The sequence below is a fragment of the Achromobacter sp. UBA5777 genome (assembly GCF_002418565.1).
Lineage (GTDB): Bacteria > Pseudomonadota > Gammaproteobacteria > Burkholderiales > Burkholderiaceae_B > Achromobacter > Achromobacter animicus.
Genome location: NZ_DIEJ01000135.1, coordinates 4,245 through 19,747 on the forward strand (window position 1 = coordinate 4,245; position 15,503 = coordinate 19,747).

At 65.8% G+C, this 15,503-nt stretch carries 16 protein-coding genes and 1 tRNA gene (1 of these 17 only partly in view); 9 read left to right on the forward strand and 8 right to left on the reverse strand.

The features are described from left to right. Positions 1-525, forward strand: partial view of an NAD(P)-dependent oxidoreductase gene (locus B3446_RS10035; protein WP_422652842.1) — the 3' portion only. Its footprint begins 141 nt before the window's first position; only the last 525 of its 666 coding nucleotides appear in the window; its start codon lies off the left edge, out of view; its stop codon occupies positions 523-525. A 49-nt stretch (positions 526-574) separates the two neighbouring features. Here the strand turns inward: B3446_RS10035 and B3446_RS10040 are convergent, their stop codons facing one another. After that, positions 575-1,714, reverse strand: a complete 1,140-nt coding sequence (locus B3446_RS10040) for an MFS transporter (RefSeq protein WP_291380794.1) — start codon at positions 1,712-1,714, stop codon at positions 575-577. A gap of 188 nt (positions 1,715-1,902) precedes the next feature. Continuing rightward, a complete protein-coding gene (locus B3446_RS10045) occupies positions 1,903-3,063 on the reverse strand; it encodes an alpha/beta hydrolase (protein ID WP_291380573.1) in 1,161 nt (386 codons plus the stop codon). A 100-nt stretch (positions 3,064-3,163) separates the two neighbouring features. Between B3446_RS10045 and B3446_RS10050 the strand changes: the two genes are divergently transcribed. The 4 genes from B3446_RS10050 to B3446_RS10065 all read left to right on the forward strand — a co-directional run bounded on the left by B3446_RS10050 (position 3,164) and on the right by B3446_RS10065 (position 6,900). Beyond that, complete coding sequence (locus B3446_RS10050; RefSeq protein WP_291380575.1) at positions 3,164-4,054, forward strand: LysR family transcriptional regulator; 891 nt, start codon at positions 3,164-3,166, stop codon at positions 4,052-4,054. Between the two features lie 66 nt (positions 4,055-4,120). Further along, complete coding sequence (locus B3446_RS10055; protein WP_191579047.1) at positions 4,121-5,965, forward strand: ABC transporter ATP-binding protein; 1,845 nt, start codon at positions 4,121-4,123, stop codon at positions 5,963-5,965. Between the two features lie 49 nt (positions 5,966-6,014). Then, positions 6,015-6,200 (forward strand): hypothetical protein, encoded by a 186-nt coding sequence (locus tag B3446_RS10060; RefSeq protein WP_191579046.1) that lies wholly within the window; start codon positions 6,015-6,017, stop codon positions 6,198-6,200. Positions 6,201-6,297: 97 nt separating this feature from the next. Beyond that, positions 6,298-6,900: a hypothetical protein gene (locus B3446_RS10065; RefSeq protein WP_291380579.1), complete on the forward strand. Its 603-nt coding sequence runs from the start codon at positions 6,298-6,300 to the stop codon at positions 6,898-6,900. 103 nt (positions 6,901-7,003) lie between these two features. Here the strand turns inward: B3446_RS10065 and B3446_RS10070 are convergent, their stop codons facing one another. Next, positions 7,004-7,909, reverse strand: coding sequence for a LysR family transcriptional regulator (locus tag B3446_RS10070; RefSeq protein ID WP_291380581.1), 906 nt, complete (start codon positions 7,907-7,909; stop codon positions 7,004-7,006). Between the two features lie 270 nt (positions 7,910-8,179). Between B3446_RS10070 and B3446_RS10075 the strand changes: the two genes are divergently transcribed. Continuing rightward, a complete protein-coding gene (locus tag B3446_RS10075) occupies positions 8,180-8,566 on the forward strand; it encodes a VOC family protein (RefSeq protein ID WP_175137908.1) in 387 nt (128 codons plus the stop codon). Between the two features lie 140 nt (positions 8,567-8,706). Here B3446_RS10075 and B3446_RS10080 read toward each other — a convergent pair. The 5 genes from B3446_RS10080 to B3446_RS10100 form a co-directional block, all read right to left on the reverse strand. Then, positions 8,707-8,780 (reverse strand) — tRNA-Gly (locus B3446_RS10080). 112 nt (positions 8,781-8,892) lie between these two features. Further along, complete coding sequence (locus B3446_RS10085) at positions 8,893-9,879, reverse strand: Bug family tripartite tricarboxylate transporter substrate binding protein (RefSeq protein WP_291380584.1); 987 nt, start codon at positions 9,877-9,879, stop codon at positions 8,893-8,895. Between the two features lie 75 nt (positions 9,880-9,954). Continuing rightward, positions 9,955-10,908 (reverse strand): hydroxymethylglutaryl-CoA lyase, encoded by a 954-nt coding sequence (locus tag B3446_RS10090; protein ID WP_291380586.1) that lies wholly within the window; start codon positions 10,906-10,908, stop codon positions 9,955-9,957. Next, a complete protein-coding gene (locus B3446_RS10095) occupies positions 10,905-12,098 on the reverse strand; it encodes a CaiB/BaiF CoA transferase family protein (protein WP_291380588.1) in 1,194 nt (397 codons plus the stop codon). Before B3446_RS10095 ends, B3446_RS10090 begins: the two co-directional genes overlap by 4 nt. Before the next feature lie 121 nt (positions 12,099-12,219). Further along, positions 12,220-13,116, reverse strand: a complete 897-nt coding sequence (locus B3446_RS10100) for a LysR substrate-binding domain-containing protein (RefSeq protein ID WP_175122360.1) — start codon at positions 13,114-13,116, stop codon at positions 12,220-12,222. A 127-nt stretch (positions 13,117-13,243) separates the two neighbouring features. Between B3446_RS10100 and trmB the strand changes: the two genes are divergently transcribed. The 3 genes from trmB to thiS are packed head-to-tail and all read left to right on the forward strand — an operon-like array spanning position 13,244 to position 15,233. Then, on the forward strand, positions 13,244-14,080 hold the full coding sequence (trmB, locus tag B3446_RS10105; RefSeq protein ID WP_224776963.1) for a tRNA (guanosine(46)-N7)-methyltransferase TrmB: 837 nt from the start codon (positions 13,244-13,246) through the stop codon (positions 14,078-14,080). Next, the gene (pip, locus tag B3446_RS10110) at positions 14,080-15,021 is read left to right on the forward strand and encodes a prolyl aminopeptidase (RefSeq protein WP_191579036.1); all 942 of its coding nucleotides are present in this window, start codon (positions 14,080-14,082) and stop codon (positions 15,019-15,021) included. Before trmB ends, pip begins: the two co-directional genes overlap by 1 nt. Before the next feature lie 11 nt (positions 15,022-15,032). Next, positions 15,033-15,233 carry a sulfur carrier protein ThiS gene (gene thiS, locus B3446_RS10115; RefSeq protein ID WP_056559414.1) on the forward strand — a complete coding sequence of 67 codons (201 nt, stop codon included), beginning with the start codon at positions 15,033-15,035 and terminating at the stop codon, positions 15,231-15,233. Positions 15,234-15,503 lie beyond the last annotated feature (270 nt).

Here is a 15,503-nt window from a genome sequence, read left to right on the forward strand (position 1 = left end):
GTGCTGGTGCTGGGCGCGGGCGCCATTGGGCAGGAGATCGGGCGCTTGTGCGCCGCGTTGGGCCTGCGCACGACGGCCGTTCGGCGGCGTGCCGGGGCGCTGATCGGCTTTGACGACGTCATCAGCATGGCGCAGCTGGACGACGCCCTGCCCCATTGCGACTGGCTGGTACTCGCCCTGCCGTTGAATGCCGAGACCGCCGGCATCATCGATGCGCACCGGCTGGCGCTGCTGCCAAGCAGCGCGCGCATCGTCAATGTCGCGCGCGGCGAGCTGGTCGATGAAATCGCGCTGACTGACGCGCTGGCTGCGGGACGTCTGGCGGGTGCTTATCTCGACACCTTTACGGAAGAACCGCTGCCGCAGGCGTCGCCGCTATGGTCGCTGCCGTCGGTGTGGATCAGCCCGCACAACAGCGCCGCATCGCTCGGCCACGAGGACCGGGTCGTCGACTGCTTCGCGGATCAGTTCCGGCGCTGGCTTGCGCGTCACGCGTCGGAGTTGGGCGTAGCTAGGGCCCGCTGATCGCGGCGGGTTCGTGGCAACGCCACATTCGCGTCCCGATCCAGCCCCCTCATCCCGCCACGCCCGGCCGCGTGCGCGCCGTCATTCCCGCGAGCACGGCCCCGCCAACCAGCAGCACGGCGCTTGCAACGAACGTGCTCTGGTATCCACTTTGATCGAACAGCACGCCGCCCACGGTGGATCCCAGCGCGATGGCCATCTGCACCACGGCCACCAACAACCCGCCGCCGGCTTCCGCGTCGTGCGGAAACGTCTTGGCCACCCAGGCCCACCAGCCCACGGGCGCCGCCGTCGCCGTCAGGCCCCACAACGCCAGCAGCCCCACGACAGCCGGCATCCAGTGACCAAACGCGATGAGGCCCATCGCGATCGCCGCCATGAACAGCGGAATGGCGATCAGTGTCTGATAGAACCCCCGCTGCAGCACGCGGCCGATCAGCACCGTGCCAACCAACCCGGCCACGCCGATGGCAAGCAGCACGAGCGACAACGCCGGCACTTGAATGCGCGTCATGGTCTCCAGGAACGGCCGCACATACGTGAACAGCGCGAACTGCCCCATGAAGAACAGGCTGCTGGCCGCCATGCCGATGGCCACATGCCGGCGCTTGAACAGCGTGAAGACCTTGAACACGCCATTCGCGCCGGCGGCGCGCGGCCCGGCCGGCATAGATGGCAGCGTCAGCCACTGCCAGGCAAGCGCCATCAGCGCCACCGGCACCAGGCACAGAAACGCGCCGCGCCAGCCGATGACCGAGCCCAGATAGGCGCCCAATGGCGCCGCCACGACGGTCGCCAGCGCATTGCCACCATTCAGGATCGCCAGCGCGCGCGGCACCTGAGCGGGCGGCACCAGCCGGATCGCCGTCGCCGCCGACATCGACCAGAAGCCGCCGATCACCACGCCGATGAGCGCGCGGCCCGTCATGTAGACCAGGTAATTGCCCGCCACCGCCACGATGGCGCCCGACAGCCCCATGGCCGCCGTCAGGCCAAGCAGCAGCGTCTTGCGGTTCAGGCTGCCCGCCAGCGCCGAAATGAACAGGCTCGTCACCACGGCGAACGCGCCGGAAATGGCGATGCCTTGCCCCGCCATGCCCTCTGTCACGTGCAAGTCGGACGCCATCGGCGTCAGCAGGCTGACGGGCAGGAATTCGGAGGCAACCAGCGCGAACGCGCACACGGACATTGCCAGGACGGCGCTCCATGAGGCCGGCTGTGCGGGCACCCCGCCCTGGGCGTCAATCTGGCCCTTTGTGGATTCAATTGCAGTGCTAGTCATTGAGAGTTCAAGGATTGTTGGCGCAACGGAAGCGGCCGCGCACCCGCTGAAGCGGTGCGCGGCGCGGGACGTTGCAAGATCAGGACCTGCCAGCCTCAGGCCGCCAGATGCTGGCGGAAGAACCCGTCCAGCTTGTCCCAGGGAATCAGCCCCACGCGGTCATACAGGTCCACGTGGCCGGCGCCGGCCACCCAGGCCAGCTCCTTCGGCTCGGCCGCCTTGGCATAGGCGTCTTCGCTGAACTCCCGGGAGTGCGCGGTGTCACCCGTGATGAACAGCAACGGGCGCGGCGAGATCGACGCAATGTCGTTGAACGGATAGAAATTCACGAACCGCACTTCGCTGGTCAGCATCCGGTTCTGCGTCTGTTCCAACGTGCGCCCCGCCGGGATGGCGATGCCACGCGGCGTGCGGTAGAAATCCCAGAATTCCTGCGTCACCGCATCCGCATCCGCATCCGCGCCAAGCCTCGCTGGCAGGTAGTTCAGAAACTGCCCCTGGCCGCTGGCGTACTCCTCATACCGCTGCGCCGCCGCTTTCGCCAGCAACGCCTTCCGCTGATCCAGCGTCAGACTGTGTTTCAGGCCATTGCGCGTCACGGCGCCCATGTCGTACATGCTGACCGTCGCAATCGCCTTCAGGCGCGGATCCATCTTTGCCGCACTGATCGCGAAGCCGCCACTGCCGCAAATGCCCAGCACGCCGATACGCTCGCGATGCACCAGTCCGCCGACGCCCAGATAATCGACGGCGGCGCTGAAGGCTTCGGCATACAGTTCCGGCGCGACCAGGTTGCGCGGCTCGCCTTCGCTTTCGCCCCAGTACGGCAGGTCGATCGCCAGCGTGACAAAGCCGCGTTCCGCCAGCTTCTGCGCGTACAGCATCGCGCTCTGCTCCTTCACCGCCCCCATCGGGTGGCCGACGATGACCGCGGGCGCCTGGCCGTCGCGGGCCAATTCATTCGGCGTCACCAGATTGCCCGTCACCGCCACGCCGTACTGCGTCTTGAACGTGACGCGCTGCACCTGCACCTTGTCGCTCTTGTAGAAGTTGTCCGCGTCAGCCGGCGCACCGGGCGACGCCGGCACCGCGCTGCTGCCGCTCGCGCCGCCCTGCGCGGCCAGCACCGGCGACGCGCTGGTGGAAAGCAGACCCAACGCGGCAATGCCGCCGGCGGCCTTGATGAAGGCGCGGCGTCCGCCGTCTTCCGTAGGGAATTGAAGGGCGGAGGCGCTGAAATCGGTGGTCTGGGTCACGGCGGAAAATCCCTTGAAAATCAATGCCCAGATGTTGACGCAAGCCCCGCGGCCTGATTAGGGGGTGTAATCTTTATGCACCTGTGAGAAAAATTCAGCAATGGCACCTCCCAAGATCAATGACCTGCAGGCCTTCCTGGCTGTCGCCCGCGACCAGAGCTTCACCAAGGCCGCGGGCAAGCTGGGTCTCACCCCTTCCGCGCTGAGCCACACCATGCGCTCGCTCGAGGAACGCCTGGGCGTGCGCCTCTTGTCCCGCACCACGCGCAACGTTGCGCCCACCGAAGCCGGCGAGCGCCTGATGCGCGCCATCGCGCCGCTCTTCGACCAGATCGCCATCGAGGTCGACGCGCTGGGTGAACTGCGCGACAAGCCGCGCGGCAAGCTTCGCATCACCTGCACCGACGACTCCATCGAACTGTGCCTGCGGCCGATGCTGGCCACGTTCCTCACGGACTATCCGGACATCACCCTGGAGCTATACGTGGATTACGGGTTCACCAACGTGGTCGAGGAGCGGTTCGACGCCGGGATCCGGCTGGGCGAAGCGATCAGCAAGGACATGATCGCCGTGCGCATCGGCCCGGACTGGCGGCTGATGGTGGTAGGATCGCCTGCGTACTTCACGCGGCACGCGGCGCCCGCCACGCCGCATGACCTGACCGGCCTGCCCTGCGTCAACATCCGGCATCGGCCATCCGGTCCGGTCTACGCTTGGGAATTCGAGAAGAACGGCCAGGCCTTCACCGTCAAGGTCGAGGGCCAGCTGGTTTTCAACAGCATCATGCATGTGCTCAACGCGGCCGTGGACGGTATCGGTCTGGCCTACGTGCCCGAGCAACTTGTCGCGCCGTACCTGGCCGATGGCCGGCTCAAGGAAGTCCTGGGAGACTGGTGCCCGACGTTTCAGGGCTTTCACCTGTATTACCCCAACAGGCGCCAGGCCTCGCCCGCCTTTTCCGCCTTTGTCGACGCCCTGAAATATCGCTGAGGTATCACCCTGCCGGGTCCGCCGCACGGCCGCCTCGCATTAATTCGTGAATTTGGAGTCTCTGCCTTGTTCCGCAGATTTGAAAGCCAGCTCAATCCGTTCCCTTCCGAGAACGTCCCCCCGCCTCCCACAGGATTCTTCGCGTTCCTGTGGTTCTGCACGCACGGTTCGCGCCGCTACATCGCCGCGCTGGCGATCCTGAGCGCGGCGGTTTCCATCTACGAAGCGTGGCTCTTCGCCTTTCTGGGTCAGGTCGTCGACATGCTCACCGCCTGGAAAGCGGGCGAGGCCGCGTCTGCGCACGAACGCCAGGTCCTGTGGGGCATCGCCATCGTGCTGTGCGTCAGCGTTGGCGTCGTCGCGCTACGCACGCTGATCCAGCATCAGGTCCTGGCCATCAACCTGCCGCTGCGCCTGCGCTGGGACTTTCACCGCATGATGCTGCGGCAGAGCCTGTCGTTCTTCTCGGATGAATTTGCCGGCCGCGTCACCACCAAGGTCATGCAGACCGCGCTTGCCGTGCGCGAAGTGCTGCTCACCTTCTGCGAAATCGTGCTCGGCATCGCTGTCTACTTCGTCACCATCGTCGCCCTGGCCGGGGGCTTCGACTGGCGTCTGATGCTGCCCTTCATCGGCTGGATGGCGCTCTACGGCCTGGCCATGATGTATTTCGTGCCGCGGCTGGGCAAGGTCGGCAAGGAGCAGGCGCATGCCCGCTCGTCCATGACCGGACGCGTCACCGACGCCTACACCAACATCACCACCGTCAAGCTCTTCTCGCACACCAACCGCGAGGCCCGCTTTGCGCGCGCCGCCATGGAGGACTTCAAGGAAACCGGCTACCGCCAGATGCGTCTGGTCAGCCAGTTCGAAATCGTCAATCAGGCGCTGGTGTCGGCGCTGATCCTCGCGGCCGGCGGCTACGCGCTGTGGTTGTGGCATGGCAACGAAGTCGGCACCGGCGCAGTCGCCGCCGTGACCGCCATGGCGCTGCGCGTGAACGGCATGTCGCACTGGATCATGTGGCAGATGACCTCGCTGTTCGAGAACATCGGCACCGTGCAGGACGGCATCGCCACCCTGACCCACGTCCCGAAGGTGCAGGACGCGCCCAACGCCGCCACCCTGCAAGTCACGCAAGGCGAAGTCCAGTTCGACGACGTCTATTTCAACTACAACAACGAGCGCCAGGTCCTCGACGGCCTGACCCTCACCGTGCGCCCCGGCGAAAAGATCGGCCTGGTCGGACGATCCGGCGCCGGCAAATCCACGCTCATCAACCTGCTGCTGCGCTTCTACGACGTCGAACGGGGACACATCCGCATCGATGGCCAGGACATCTCGAAGGTCACGCAGGACAGCCTGCGCAGCGCCATCGGGATGGTCACGCAGGACACATCGCTTCTGCACCGCTCCATCTGCGACAACATCGCCTATGGCCGCCCCGACGCCAGCCGCGAAGAAATCCGCGCCGCCGCGGCCCGCGCACAGGCCGACGACTTCATCCGGCAGCTCAGCGACTCGCACGGCAACACCGGCTACGACACGCTCGTCGGCGAACGCGGCGTCAAGCTGTCGGGCGGCCAGCGCCAGCGCATCGCGATCGCCCGCGTCATGCTCAAGAACGCGCCCATCCTGCTGCTGGACGAGGCCACCAGCGCGCTGGATTCAGAAGTGGAAGCCGCCATTCAGGAAAGCCTGGACGAAGTCATGCAGGGCAAGACTGTCATCGCCATCGCGCACCGCCTCTCGACCATCGCCGCGATGGACCGGCTTATCGTGATGGATCAAGGCCAGATCATCGAACAGGGCAGCCATGCGGAACTGCTGGCAATGAATGGCGTGTACGCACGCCTGTGGCGGCATCAGAGCGGGGGGTTCCTGGCGGAGGATCCGAGCCAGCCGGTTTGAGTTGATGGCCGGGCGCGCGCCCGGCCGTTTCATTGATCCAGGAGTTCAGATGCTCGCCTACATCGCCGGCGCAGTCGCGGCGGTCGCCCTGACTGCCAGCGCGTACATCAGCATCAAACAGCCCTTCCGGTTCAAGGACAACGGCTCCGGCCCGGATCACCGCCCGTCCGCGGCCGCCGCGGGCGCGCTGATGACCGTTGCCCTGCTGGGCTTTGTCCTGGCCTTCAGCCTTTAAATAAATTGCCCCGATGACAAGTTTGGTTGCAATTTATTAGGGACACAATAAAGACCCGATCGGATAATCCCCGCGCTATTCGAAAAGGATCTTTATTTTGAAGTTGAAAGCTGCACTCCTCATTTCCGCGCTGACCGCCGTCGTCGTTGCTCCCGCAAATGCCGCGTCCCCCCGTTCGGTCGACGCCCGCACGTTTGATGTCGCTGGCGTCAAGACAGGCATGGACTTCGACGAAGCCCTCGCCGCCACCGCCAAGAACTTCAATGTTGGCAAGAAGGACATCCGGATCGGCTACGCGACGAACAACCCCGTCACGATCACCAAGATGCCGATGAACTTCAGCTACGACAAAGATGGCGTCAGCTTCATCGTCCACTTCGAGCCGCGCGTTCCTGTCGACAAGCAGCGGCCGCTGGCGGTGTCGCAGATCCGCTATGAACTGCCTTGGACGCCGGCCAACAAGCAAGCCATGGGCAAAGCCGTGCTGGAAAAATACGGCCGCCAGTCGAACTATCCCAACGACCTGAACATGGAATGGTGCACCAAACCCAGCACGAACCCCGGCATGGGCTGCTCGACGGACCTGTCGCAGGCGGTATTGAAATACAGCGGCGTCAGCATCCAGATGCACGACCCGGCCTGGATGAATGCGCGGATCGAGTATGTGCAGCGCAGCCAGTCCAGAAAGCCCAGCTTCTAACGCGTATCAGCAACGCTGAACGGGGCGCGCTTCGTGTTGACGGGGTGCGCCTTTCCCACCATGACATCTTCGATGAGGGCTTGGGTGGACCAGCACCTGCCCTTCATCCTTTGAGGCGCGCGGGCAGGTTCGCCACAAGCCAATCAATAAACACGCGCAGCCGATGCGTGACGTGCCGGTTATGCGGGTACACCACGTGAAAGGGATAAGGCTGGGGCCGCCACGGTTTCAGAATTTCGACAAGCGCCCCGCTCTGCAACGCGGGGCCTGCCGCATAGGTGAACGTCTGGACAATCCCCAAGCCCGCCAGCGCCGCCGCCAGATGCGCGTTGCTTTCATTGACGCCGACGCGATGCTCGACCTTGATCTCCGTCTTTTCGCCATCGCGTTCAAAGCGGAACGGAAAGGCGCGGCCGTTCTGCGGCGACAGGTAGCTGACCAGCTTGTGGCCGTTCTTCAACTCATCCGGATAGGCAGGCGTGCCGAACTGCTTGAGATATCTCGGCGTGGCGCAGGTGATCAGATCGGCGGTACCGATCTGCCGCGCCACCAGTGAAGAATCATCGAGCGGGCCGCCGCGGATCACGCAGTCGACGTTGTCGCTGATCAGATTGACGGGGCGGTCCGACACTCCGAAATCGATCCGGATGTCGGGATAGCGCGTCAGAAAATCCGAGATTGCGGGGATCAGCACGTCGCTCGCGGTCGAGCCCCCCACGTCGATGCGCAGGTGCCCTTTCGGCCGGCCTTGCACGGCATTGAACGAGCCGTCGATGTCTTCCAGGTCGCGCACGATGCGCAACGTCTTTTCGTAGTATTCGCGGCCTTCCGGCGTAACCGTGACGCGCCGCGTCGTTCGCTGAAGCAGGCGCACGCCAAGGTGCGCCTCCAGGTCCTGCACGATCTTGCTAAGCGTGGCATTGGGCATATCCAGCGAATCCGCTGCCCACGTGAAACTGCCCGCCTCCACCACGCGCGCAAACCCGCGAATCGCTGTCAATTGATCCATGCCGAAGACTCCTTGAGATGAAGCGATTATCCACAAACACGCATAGTCGTTTCAATCTTTCCAGAGTTATGCATTATTTTGGAGATCGATTGGCAAGCTTCGTCAATGGCGTCGGTCTGTTTGTCGATGGCGGGATGGCGCAGGTGCGAGCGCCTCCCGCGCCGGCTCCCTCCAATCACGCCACCTTGCGAATCACCACCCTGTCCTCCGCCCTGATGGCCTATGCTGATCGTTCCGGCCCGATGGGCCACCTTGTTGGAGGAGCGTTGCATGTTGGACCACATCACGATCCATGTGAGCGACTTCGAGCGCAGCCGCGCGTTTTACCTGAGCGCGCTGGCGGCGCTGGGCTATGTGGCACGCAAGACGTTCGAGACCGACATGGGCTTCGGCGTCGGTGAACCCGACAACGAGAACAACCCCGGTGGTGAATTCTGGATACATGAGGGCACGCCCTGCGCGCCGCGCGTGCATGTGGCCTTCCGCGCCCGCAGCCGCGAAGCGGTCGACGCGTTCCATCGCGCCGCCTTGGCGGCCGGCGGCCGCGACAACGGCCCGCCCGGCTTGCGCACGCATTACCACCCCCACTATTACGGCGCCTTCATCCTGGACCCCGACGGCTACAACATCGAGGCCGTTTGTCACCGCGTCGCTTGACCGCAGGGCGCACTTGGGAATGCCCCAGCGCAGGTGAACGCGGACATCCTCGGGCAATGCGTTGAATCGATGCAGAGAATGAATGCCGACGCAGCAGAATCAAGTGATCAGCGTCGCAGAAGGGAACTTGCTGGGATTGATGGAGCGGGTGAAGGGAATCGAACCCTCGTATGAAGCTTGGGAAGCTGCCGTTCTACCATTGAACTACACCCGCTCGGGTGTCGTGCCGCAGCCGTGGGCCGGGCAGAGCCGCGATTATAGCGCGGGTTTTTTCGGTCGGGGCGGGTCAAAAATGCCCGCCCCCTTCGACCAAAAACCCGCCGCCATCAATTCGCCGTGATGTTCGCGGCCTTGACCACCTTGCCCCAGCGGTCCAGCTCGGTCTGCGTGTAGGCGCCCAGTTCCTTCGGCCCCATGAAGATCGCCTCGGCGCCCTGCTCGGCCGCCTTCTTGCGGAACTCGTCGGTCTTCATGATCTTCTGGATTTCGCCCGCGATCTTGTCGACGACCGGCGCGGGCGTGTCCTTGGGTGCGTACATGGCGAACCACGACGAGACGATCAGGTCGGGGTAACCGGCTTCGGCGGCCGTGGGCACGTCGGGCAGCGACGGCAGGCGGGCATTGCCCGTGACCGCCAACGCGCGCAGCTTGCCCGCGGCGATCTGGCCCAGCAGCGGCGGCGGCGTGGTGATCGTCATGTCGACAGCGCCGCCCAAGAGATCATTCAGCGCGGGGCCGGTGCCCTTGTACGGGATGTGCGTGATCTGCGTGCCGGCCATCTGGTTGAGCAGTTCGGTGGCGACCTGCTGCAGCGACCCGTTGCCCGACGACGCGTAGTTCAACTTGCCCGGGTTGGCCTTGGCGTACGCGACCAGTTCCTTCAAGGACTTGATGGGCAGATCGGGACGCACGACCACGACTTGCGGCGCGGACAGCACGTTGGCGACCGGGGCGAAGTCCTTGATGGGATCCCAGCCGGCGGCGGGCGTCACATGCGGGGTGATGACCTGAAAGCCCGAATATTGCAGCAGCAGCGTGTAGCCGTCCGGCTTGGCGCGCGCCACGGCCTGCGCGGCGATGCCGCCCGAGGCGCCGGGCTTGTTCTCGACGACGACGCTCTGGCCCAGCGCCGCGCCCAAGGGCTGCGCAATCAGGCGGGCGGCGATGTCGGTGGTGCCGCCGGGCGCGGCAGACACGATCAGCGTGACGGGACGGTTGGGGAAATCGGCCTGCGCGCTGGCGGCGCCGGCGGAGGTGATCAGGGCGAAGGCGGCGCTGACGCGCAGTGCGGTGGGCAGGCGGAAAGAGGCCATGCGTTGTCTCCTGGGTATTGTTTTATCTGTGGGTGGTTCGGGTACAGCAGGTACTGCTTGGAAAGGACCAATCAATCAGGCATCGGCCGGAAACCGTTCGGCCAGCCACGCGGGCGGCGCATGCAGGGCCAGCCTCGGTCCCGCCTGCAGCAATGCGTTGGACAGATCGCGCTGGACCAGGCCGGGCAGGCTGCGCACGATGGCCAGCAGCGGCTCCAGCGACACGCCGGTCTCCACGTCCATGCAAGCAAACATGTGGACCAGCTCTTCGGTGTTGACGTTGCCGCTGGCGCCCGGCGCGTAAGGGCATCCGCCCAGTCCGCCCGCCGCGGCGTCAAAGCGGGTGATGCCGGTCTGCCAGGCCGCGATGGCGTTGGCCAGCGCCATGCCGCGCGTGTTGTGCAGGTGTACAGTCAGCGCCGTGGCCGGCAGGCGCGCAGCCGCCTGTTCGCACAGCGTAGCCACTTGCGTCGGAAACGCCATGCCCGTCGTGTCGCACAGCGTGATGCCGGCTGCGCCCGCATCGACCAGACGCGTGGCCAGTTCCAGCACGGTGTCGGCCGGCACATCGCCGTCGAACGGACAGCCAAACGCGGTCGACAACGACACGTTGCACGACGCGCCGGCCTTTGCGGCGGCAGCCAGCACCTGCGACAGCTCGGCAAACGACTGATCGCGCGTCATGCGCAGGTTGGCGCGGTTGTGCGTCTCGCTGCACGACATGACGAGGTTCATCTCGTCGGTGCCGGCCTCGAGTGCGCGCTCCAGCCCGCGCACGTTCGGGACCAGCGCGGTATAGATCACGCCGGGACGGCGGCGGATGCGGCGCATCACGTCAACGGCGTCGGCCAGCGCGGGAATGGCTTTAGGGGACGTGAAGCTGGTGACCTCGATGCGGGCAAAGCCGCAGTCGGACAGCGCGTCCACGAAGGCGACCTTGTCGTCCGTGGAGACCATGGTCTTCTCGATCTGCAGGCCGTCGCGCGGCCCGACCTCGTTGATCTCGATGCGGGCGGGTCCGTGGTTCATGCAATCACTCCCTTGGCGCGCAACGCGGCACGCTGTTCTTCGGTCAGGCCCGCCGACGCGAGCACCGTGTCGGTGTGTTCGCCCAGCGTCGGCGCGCGTTCGCGCACCGCGCCGGGGTTGGACGACAGGTACGGGAACACGGCGGGCATTTCCACCGGCACGCCCGCCGCGGATTCCATTGAGGTGATGGCGTTGCGGGCGCGGTAGTGCGGATCCTTGGCAATGTCGGCGATGGAATAGATGCGGCCGGCGGGCACGCCCGCTTCCAGCATCGCGGCCAGCACGTCGTCGATCTGCCGTTCCTGCGTCCACGCGCCGATGGCGGCATCGATTTCTTCCACGCGGCGCGCGCGGCCGTCGTTGTGCGCCAGCGCCGGATCCTGTCCCAGGTCGTCGCGGCCGATGCGCGCCATCAGGCGGGTGTAGATGGCATCGCCGTTGCCCGCGATGAGCACGTAGCCGTCCTGACACGGGTAGGCATTGGACGGCGCAATGCCGGGCAGCGACGCGCCGGCGGGCTCACGCACGGCGCCGAACACCGAATATTCGGGCAGCAGGCTCTCGCTGAGGTTGAACAGGCTTTCATACAGCGCGGTGTCGATCACCTGCCCCACGCCGCCGCGCGCATCGCGTTGATACAGCGCCAGCATCACGCCCAGCGCGCCGTGCAGGCCGGCAATGGTGTCGCCCAGCGACAGCCCGGCGCGCACCGGCGCGCGGCCCGGCTCGCCGTTCAGATAGCGCAGGCCCGCCATGGCTTCGCCGATCGCGGCAAAGCCGGGTTCGCGCGCCTTGGGGCCGGTCTGGCCGTAGCCCGAAATGCGCAACATGATCAGGCGGGGATTCAGTTCGTGCAGGGCTTCCCATGACAGGCCCCATTTTTCCAGGGTGCCGGGGCGGAAGTTTTCGATCAGCACGTCGGCCTCGCGCGCCAGCATGCGCACGATGTCCTGGCCTTCCTGCTGGCGCAGGTCCACGCAGACCGACTGTTTATTGCGCGATTGCGCCTCCCACCACACCGAGGTGCCCTCGTGCAGCAGACGCCATTTGCGCAGCGGATCGCCCTGGCCCGGCGGCTCGATCTTGATGACCTGCGCGCCAAAGTCCGCCAGCGTCTTGGCCGCAAAAGGCCCAGCAATGAGTTGTCCCAGTTCCAGCACACGAATGCCGGCAAGAATCTGCCCTGCCATATCGCCTCCCAGGCGCGTCTTACGGTAGTGATGGACGGCAGTGTGCGCGCAAAGCGCCGGGGAGCGGAATGGACAATCGGGGAAAGGGGCATTCCCGGAACGAGAAACCCCGGGCTAACCCTCAGCCCTCGCCGCGCAGGTGGGCCAGCAGCAGCCGCGCGGCCACGGTCAGCGTATCCGCATCGCGCACGCCCAGCAGCAGCCAGCGGCGCGCCCACTCGTCGGTCAGCGGAATCAGGCGGATCGGCATGGACCGCGCGTGCGGCTCGGCGGCGATGCGCGGCAGGATGCCCACGCCACGCGTGGCCGCCACCATGCGGCAGATGGCATCAAAACTGCGCACCTGAATGCGCAGCCGCATCGCCCGGCCCATCCGGCCGCTTTCTTCCGACAGCCGGGTCGCCAGCGACGTCGCGGGCGGCAGGCCGACGTAGTCGTAGGCCAGCGTGTCCGCGAAGGCGACTTGTGGCTCCGCGGCCAACGGATGGCGCTGCGGCACGATCAGCACCAGCTCGTCCAGACGATACGGGAAGGTGGCAAGACCGTCTGCCAGCGTGCGGTCGGCAAAGACGCCGATGTCCGCGCGGTTCTCCAGCACGGCGGTGACGATGTCGCTGCTGTTCTGCTCTTCCAGGTCGATGCGCACGGCGGGATGCTCGTCCATGAAGGCGGCCAGGTCCTCGGGCAGGAACTGGGTCAGCGACGAGGTGTTTGCCGCGATGCGCACCTGTCCTCGCACCCCCTGCGCAAAGTCGGACAGCGCGCCGGCCATCTGCTCGACTTCCTGCAGCACGCGCAGCGCGTGCACCAGACACGCCTGCCCGGCGTCGGTCAGCTCCACCCCAGCGGCATTGCGAAACAGCAGGGGCGAACCCAACGCGGCTTCCAGGTCGGAAATGCGCTTGCTGGCCGCGCCCACCGCCAGATGCGACTGGCGCGCGCCGGCCGAGATGCTCCCCTGGCGCGCCACGGAAACAAACAGGGCAAGCGTGACGAGGTCGATCCGGGCAAAGTTCATGAAAAGAGTCTACGGCACAGGGAAACCGGGCTGGAACTATAGCCGCAGGCGACCGGGATAAATGTGTCCCTGTTTTAGTCACCATGACTGGCCCCGCGCGAGCAGGCCTGCCACTACAATCCCGCCTATGAATACGAACACCCCCCCGAACAACCCTGCGGACACCGCCGCAGACGCGCCCGCCAAGCCGGGCGTGAGTCCTTCCGCCTCGCCCGCCGCCGACGCCGCGCCCGCCCCCGTTTCCCCGGAAACCCAGGCCGCGCTGGCCAGCGCCGCGTATGCGCCCAACAGCCCGGGCGCCGCCCACATCCGCAGCTTCGTCCATCGCCGCGGCCACATCACCCAGGGCCAGCTTGCCGCGCTGGAGCGCCTGATGGGCCAATGGTCCCTTCCCTACGCCCCCCGCCGCCTGGATCCGGCCGCCGCCTTCGGACGGCAGGCCCCGACGGTGCTGGAGATCGGCTTCGGCATGGGTGAAACCACCGAAAAGATCGCGCTGGCCCGGCCTGGCGACAACTTCCTGGGCGTGGAAGTGTTCAACGCGGGCGTCGGATCGCTGCTGCGCCGCATCGAAGACTCCAGCATCCAGAACCTGCGCATCATCCAGCACGACGCCGTTGAAGTGGTGCGCGACATGATCGCCCCCGACTCCCTGGCCGGCGTGCACATCTACTTTCCGGATCCGTGGCCCAAGAAGCGCCATCACAAGCGCCGCCTGATCCAGCCTACGTTCATCTCGCTGCTGGCCAGCCGCATCGCGCCCGGCGGCTACATCCACTGCGCCACCGACTGGGAAGACTACGCGGTGCAGATGCTGGAAGTGCTGAGCGGCGAACCGCTCCTGAAGAACACCGTCGACGGCTACGCGCCGCGACCTGACTACCGCCCCCTCACCAAATTCGAGACACGCGGCCTGCGCCTGGGCCACGGTGTCTGGGACCTGATCTTCAAGCGAGCCGCCTGATGCTCTATCCGCCGATCGAACCCTACCGCCAAGGCATGCTGGACACCGGAGACGGTCACCAGATCTATTGGGAAATGTGCGGCAACCCCAACGGCAAGCCCGCCGTCTTCCTGCATGGCGGACCCGGCAGCGGCTGCTCGCCGGTGCACCGGCAGTTGTTCGATCCGCAACGCTACAACGTGCTGCTGTTTGATCAGCGCGGCTGCGGCCGTTCGCATCCGCACGCCAGCCTGGACAACAACACCACGTGGCATCTGGTCGCCGACATCGAGCGACTGCGCACGGAAGTCATGGGCGCCGAGAAGTGGCTGGTGTTTGGCGGATCCTGGGGATCGACGCTGGCGCTGGCCTATTCCGAGACGCACCCGGCGCACACCAGCGAATTGGTGCTGCGCGGCATCTTCGGCCTGCGCCGCGCCGAGATCCAATGGTTCTACCAGGAAGGCGCATCGTGGCTGTTTCCGGACCGCTGGGAAGAATACCTGGCGCCGATCCCCGAGGCCGAGCGCGGCGACCTGGTCTCCGCGTACCACAAGCGCCTGACGGGCAACGACCCCGCCGAGCAACTGCGCGCCGCCAAGGCCTGGAGCAAATGGGAAGACAGCACCATCACGCTGCTGCCCAGCCCGCGCCATCAGCAAAGCCACGCCGCGGACCGCGCAGCGCTGGCCTTTGCGCGCATCGAGAACCACTATTTCTTCAACGCCGGCTTCATGGAAGAAGGCCAGTTGATCCGCGACGCGCAGAAGCTGCGCGGCATCCCCGGCACCATCGTGCAGGGCCGCTACGACGTCTGCACGCCCGCGCGCACCGCGTGGGACCTGCACCGCGCGTGGCCGGAAGCGCAGTTTCATCTGGTGCCCGATGCCGGCCACGCCTTCGACGAACCCGGCACGCTGGCGCGCCTGATCGCCGCCACCGACGCCTACGCCAAACAGTGAGGAGCCCTGACATGCACATCACCCTGAACGGAGACGCCCGCGAGTTCCCGCTGGACACCACGGTCAACGAATTGCTCGAAACGCTGGGCTATGCGGGCAAGCGCGTGGCCGTCGAACGCAACGGCGAAATCGTGCCCAAGAGCCAGCACGCGCAGACGGCGTTGTCGGACGGCGATCAGATCGAAATCGTGGTCGCGGTGGGCGGCGGCTGAACTACGGTCACCGCAACGCTCCGGCGCCGCATCGCGACACCCCCTTTAAGGCCGCTGACACCCAGCGGCCTTTTTGCATGCCGCCCCACGCACGAGGGAGCTTACGCCCCCGGATACCAACGTCCTGCGAAGGTGCCAGCATTGTTGCGTAGTCTGGCAAGAGGCTAGCAACCTGTTACACCACAACCCCTCGTCGTAGGGCAAATGTGCGAGTCATAATCGTTTCTATCGCGCCGCCTTCAACCGGACAGGCGCCTTCGAGAGCACAGG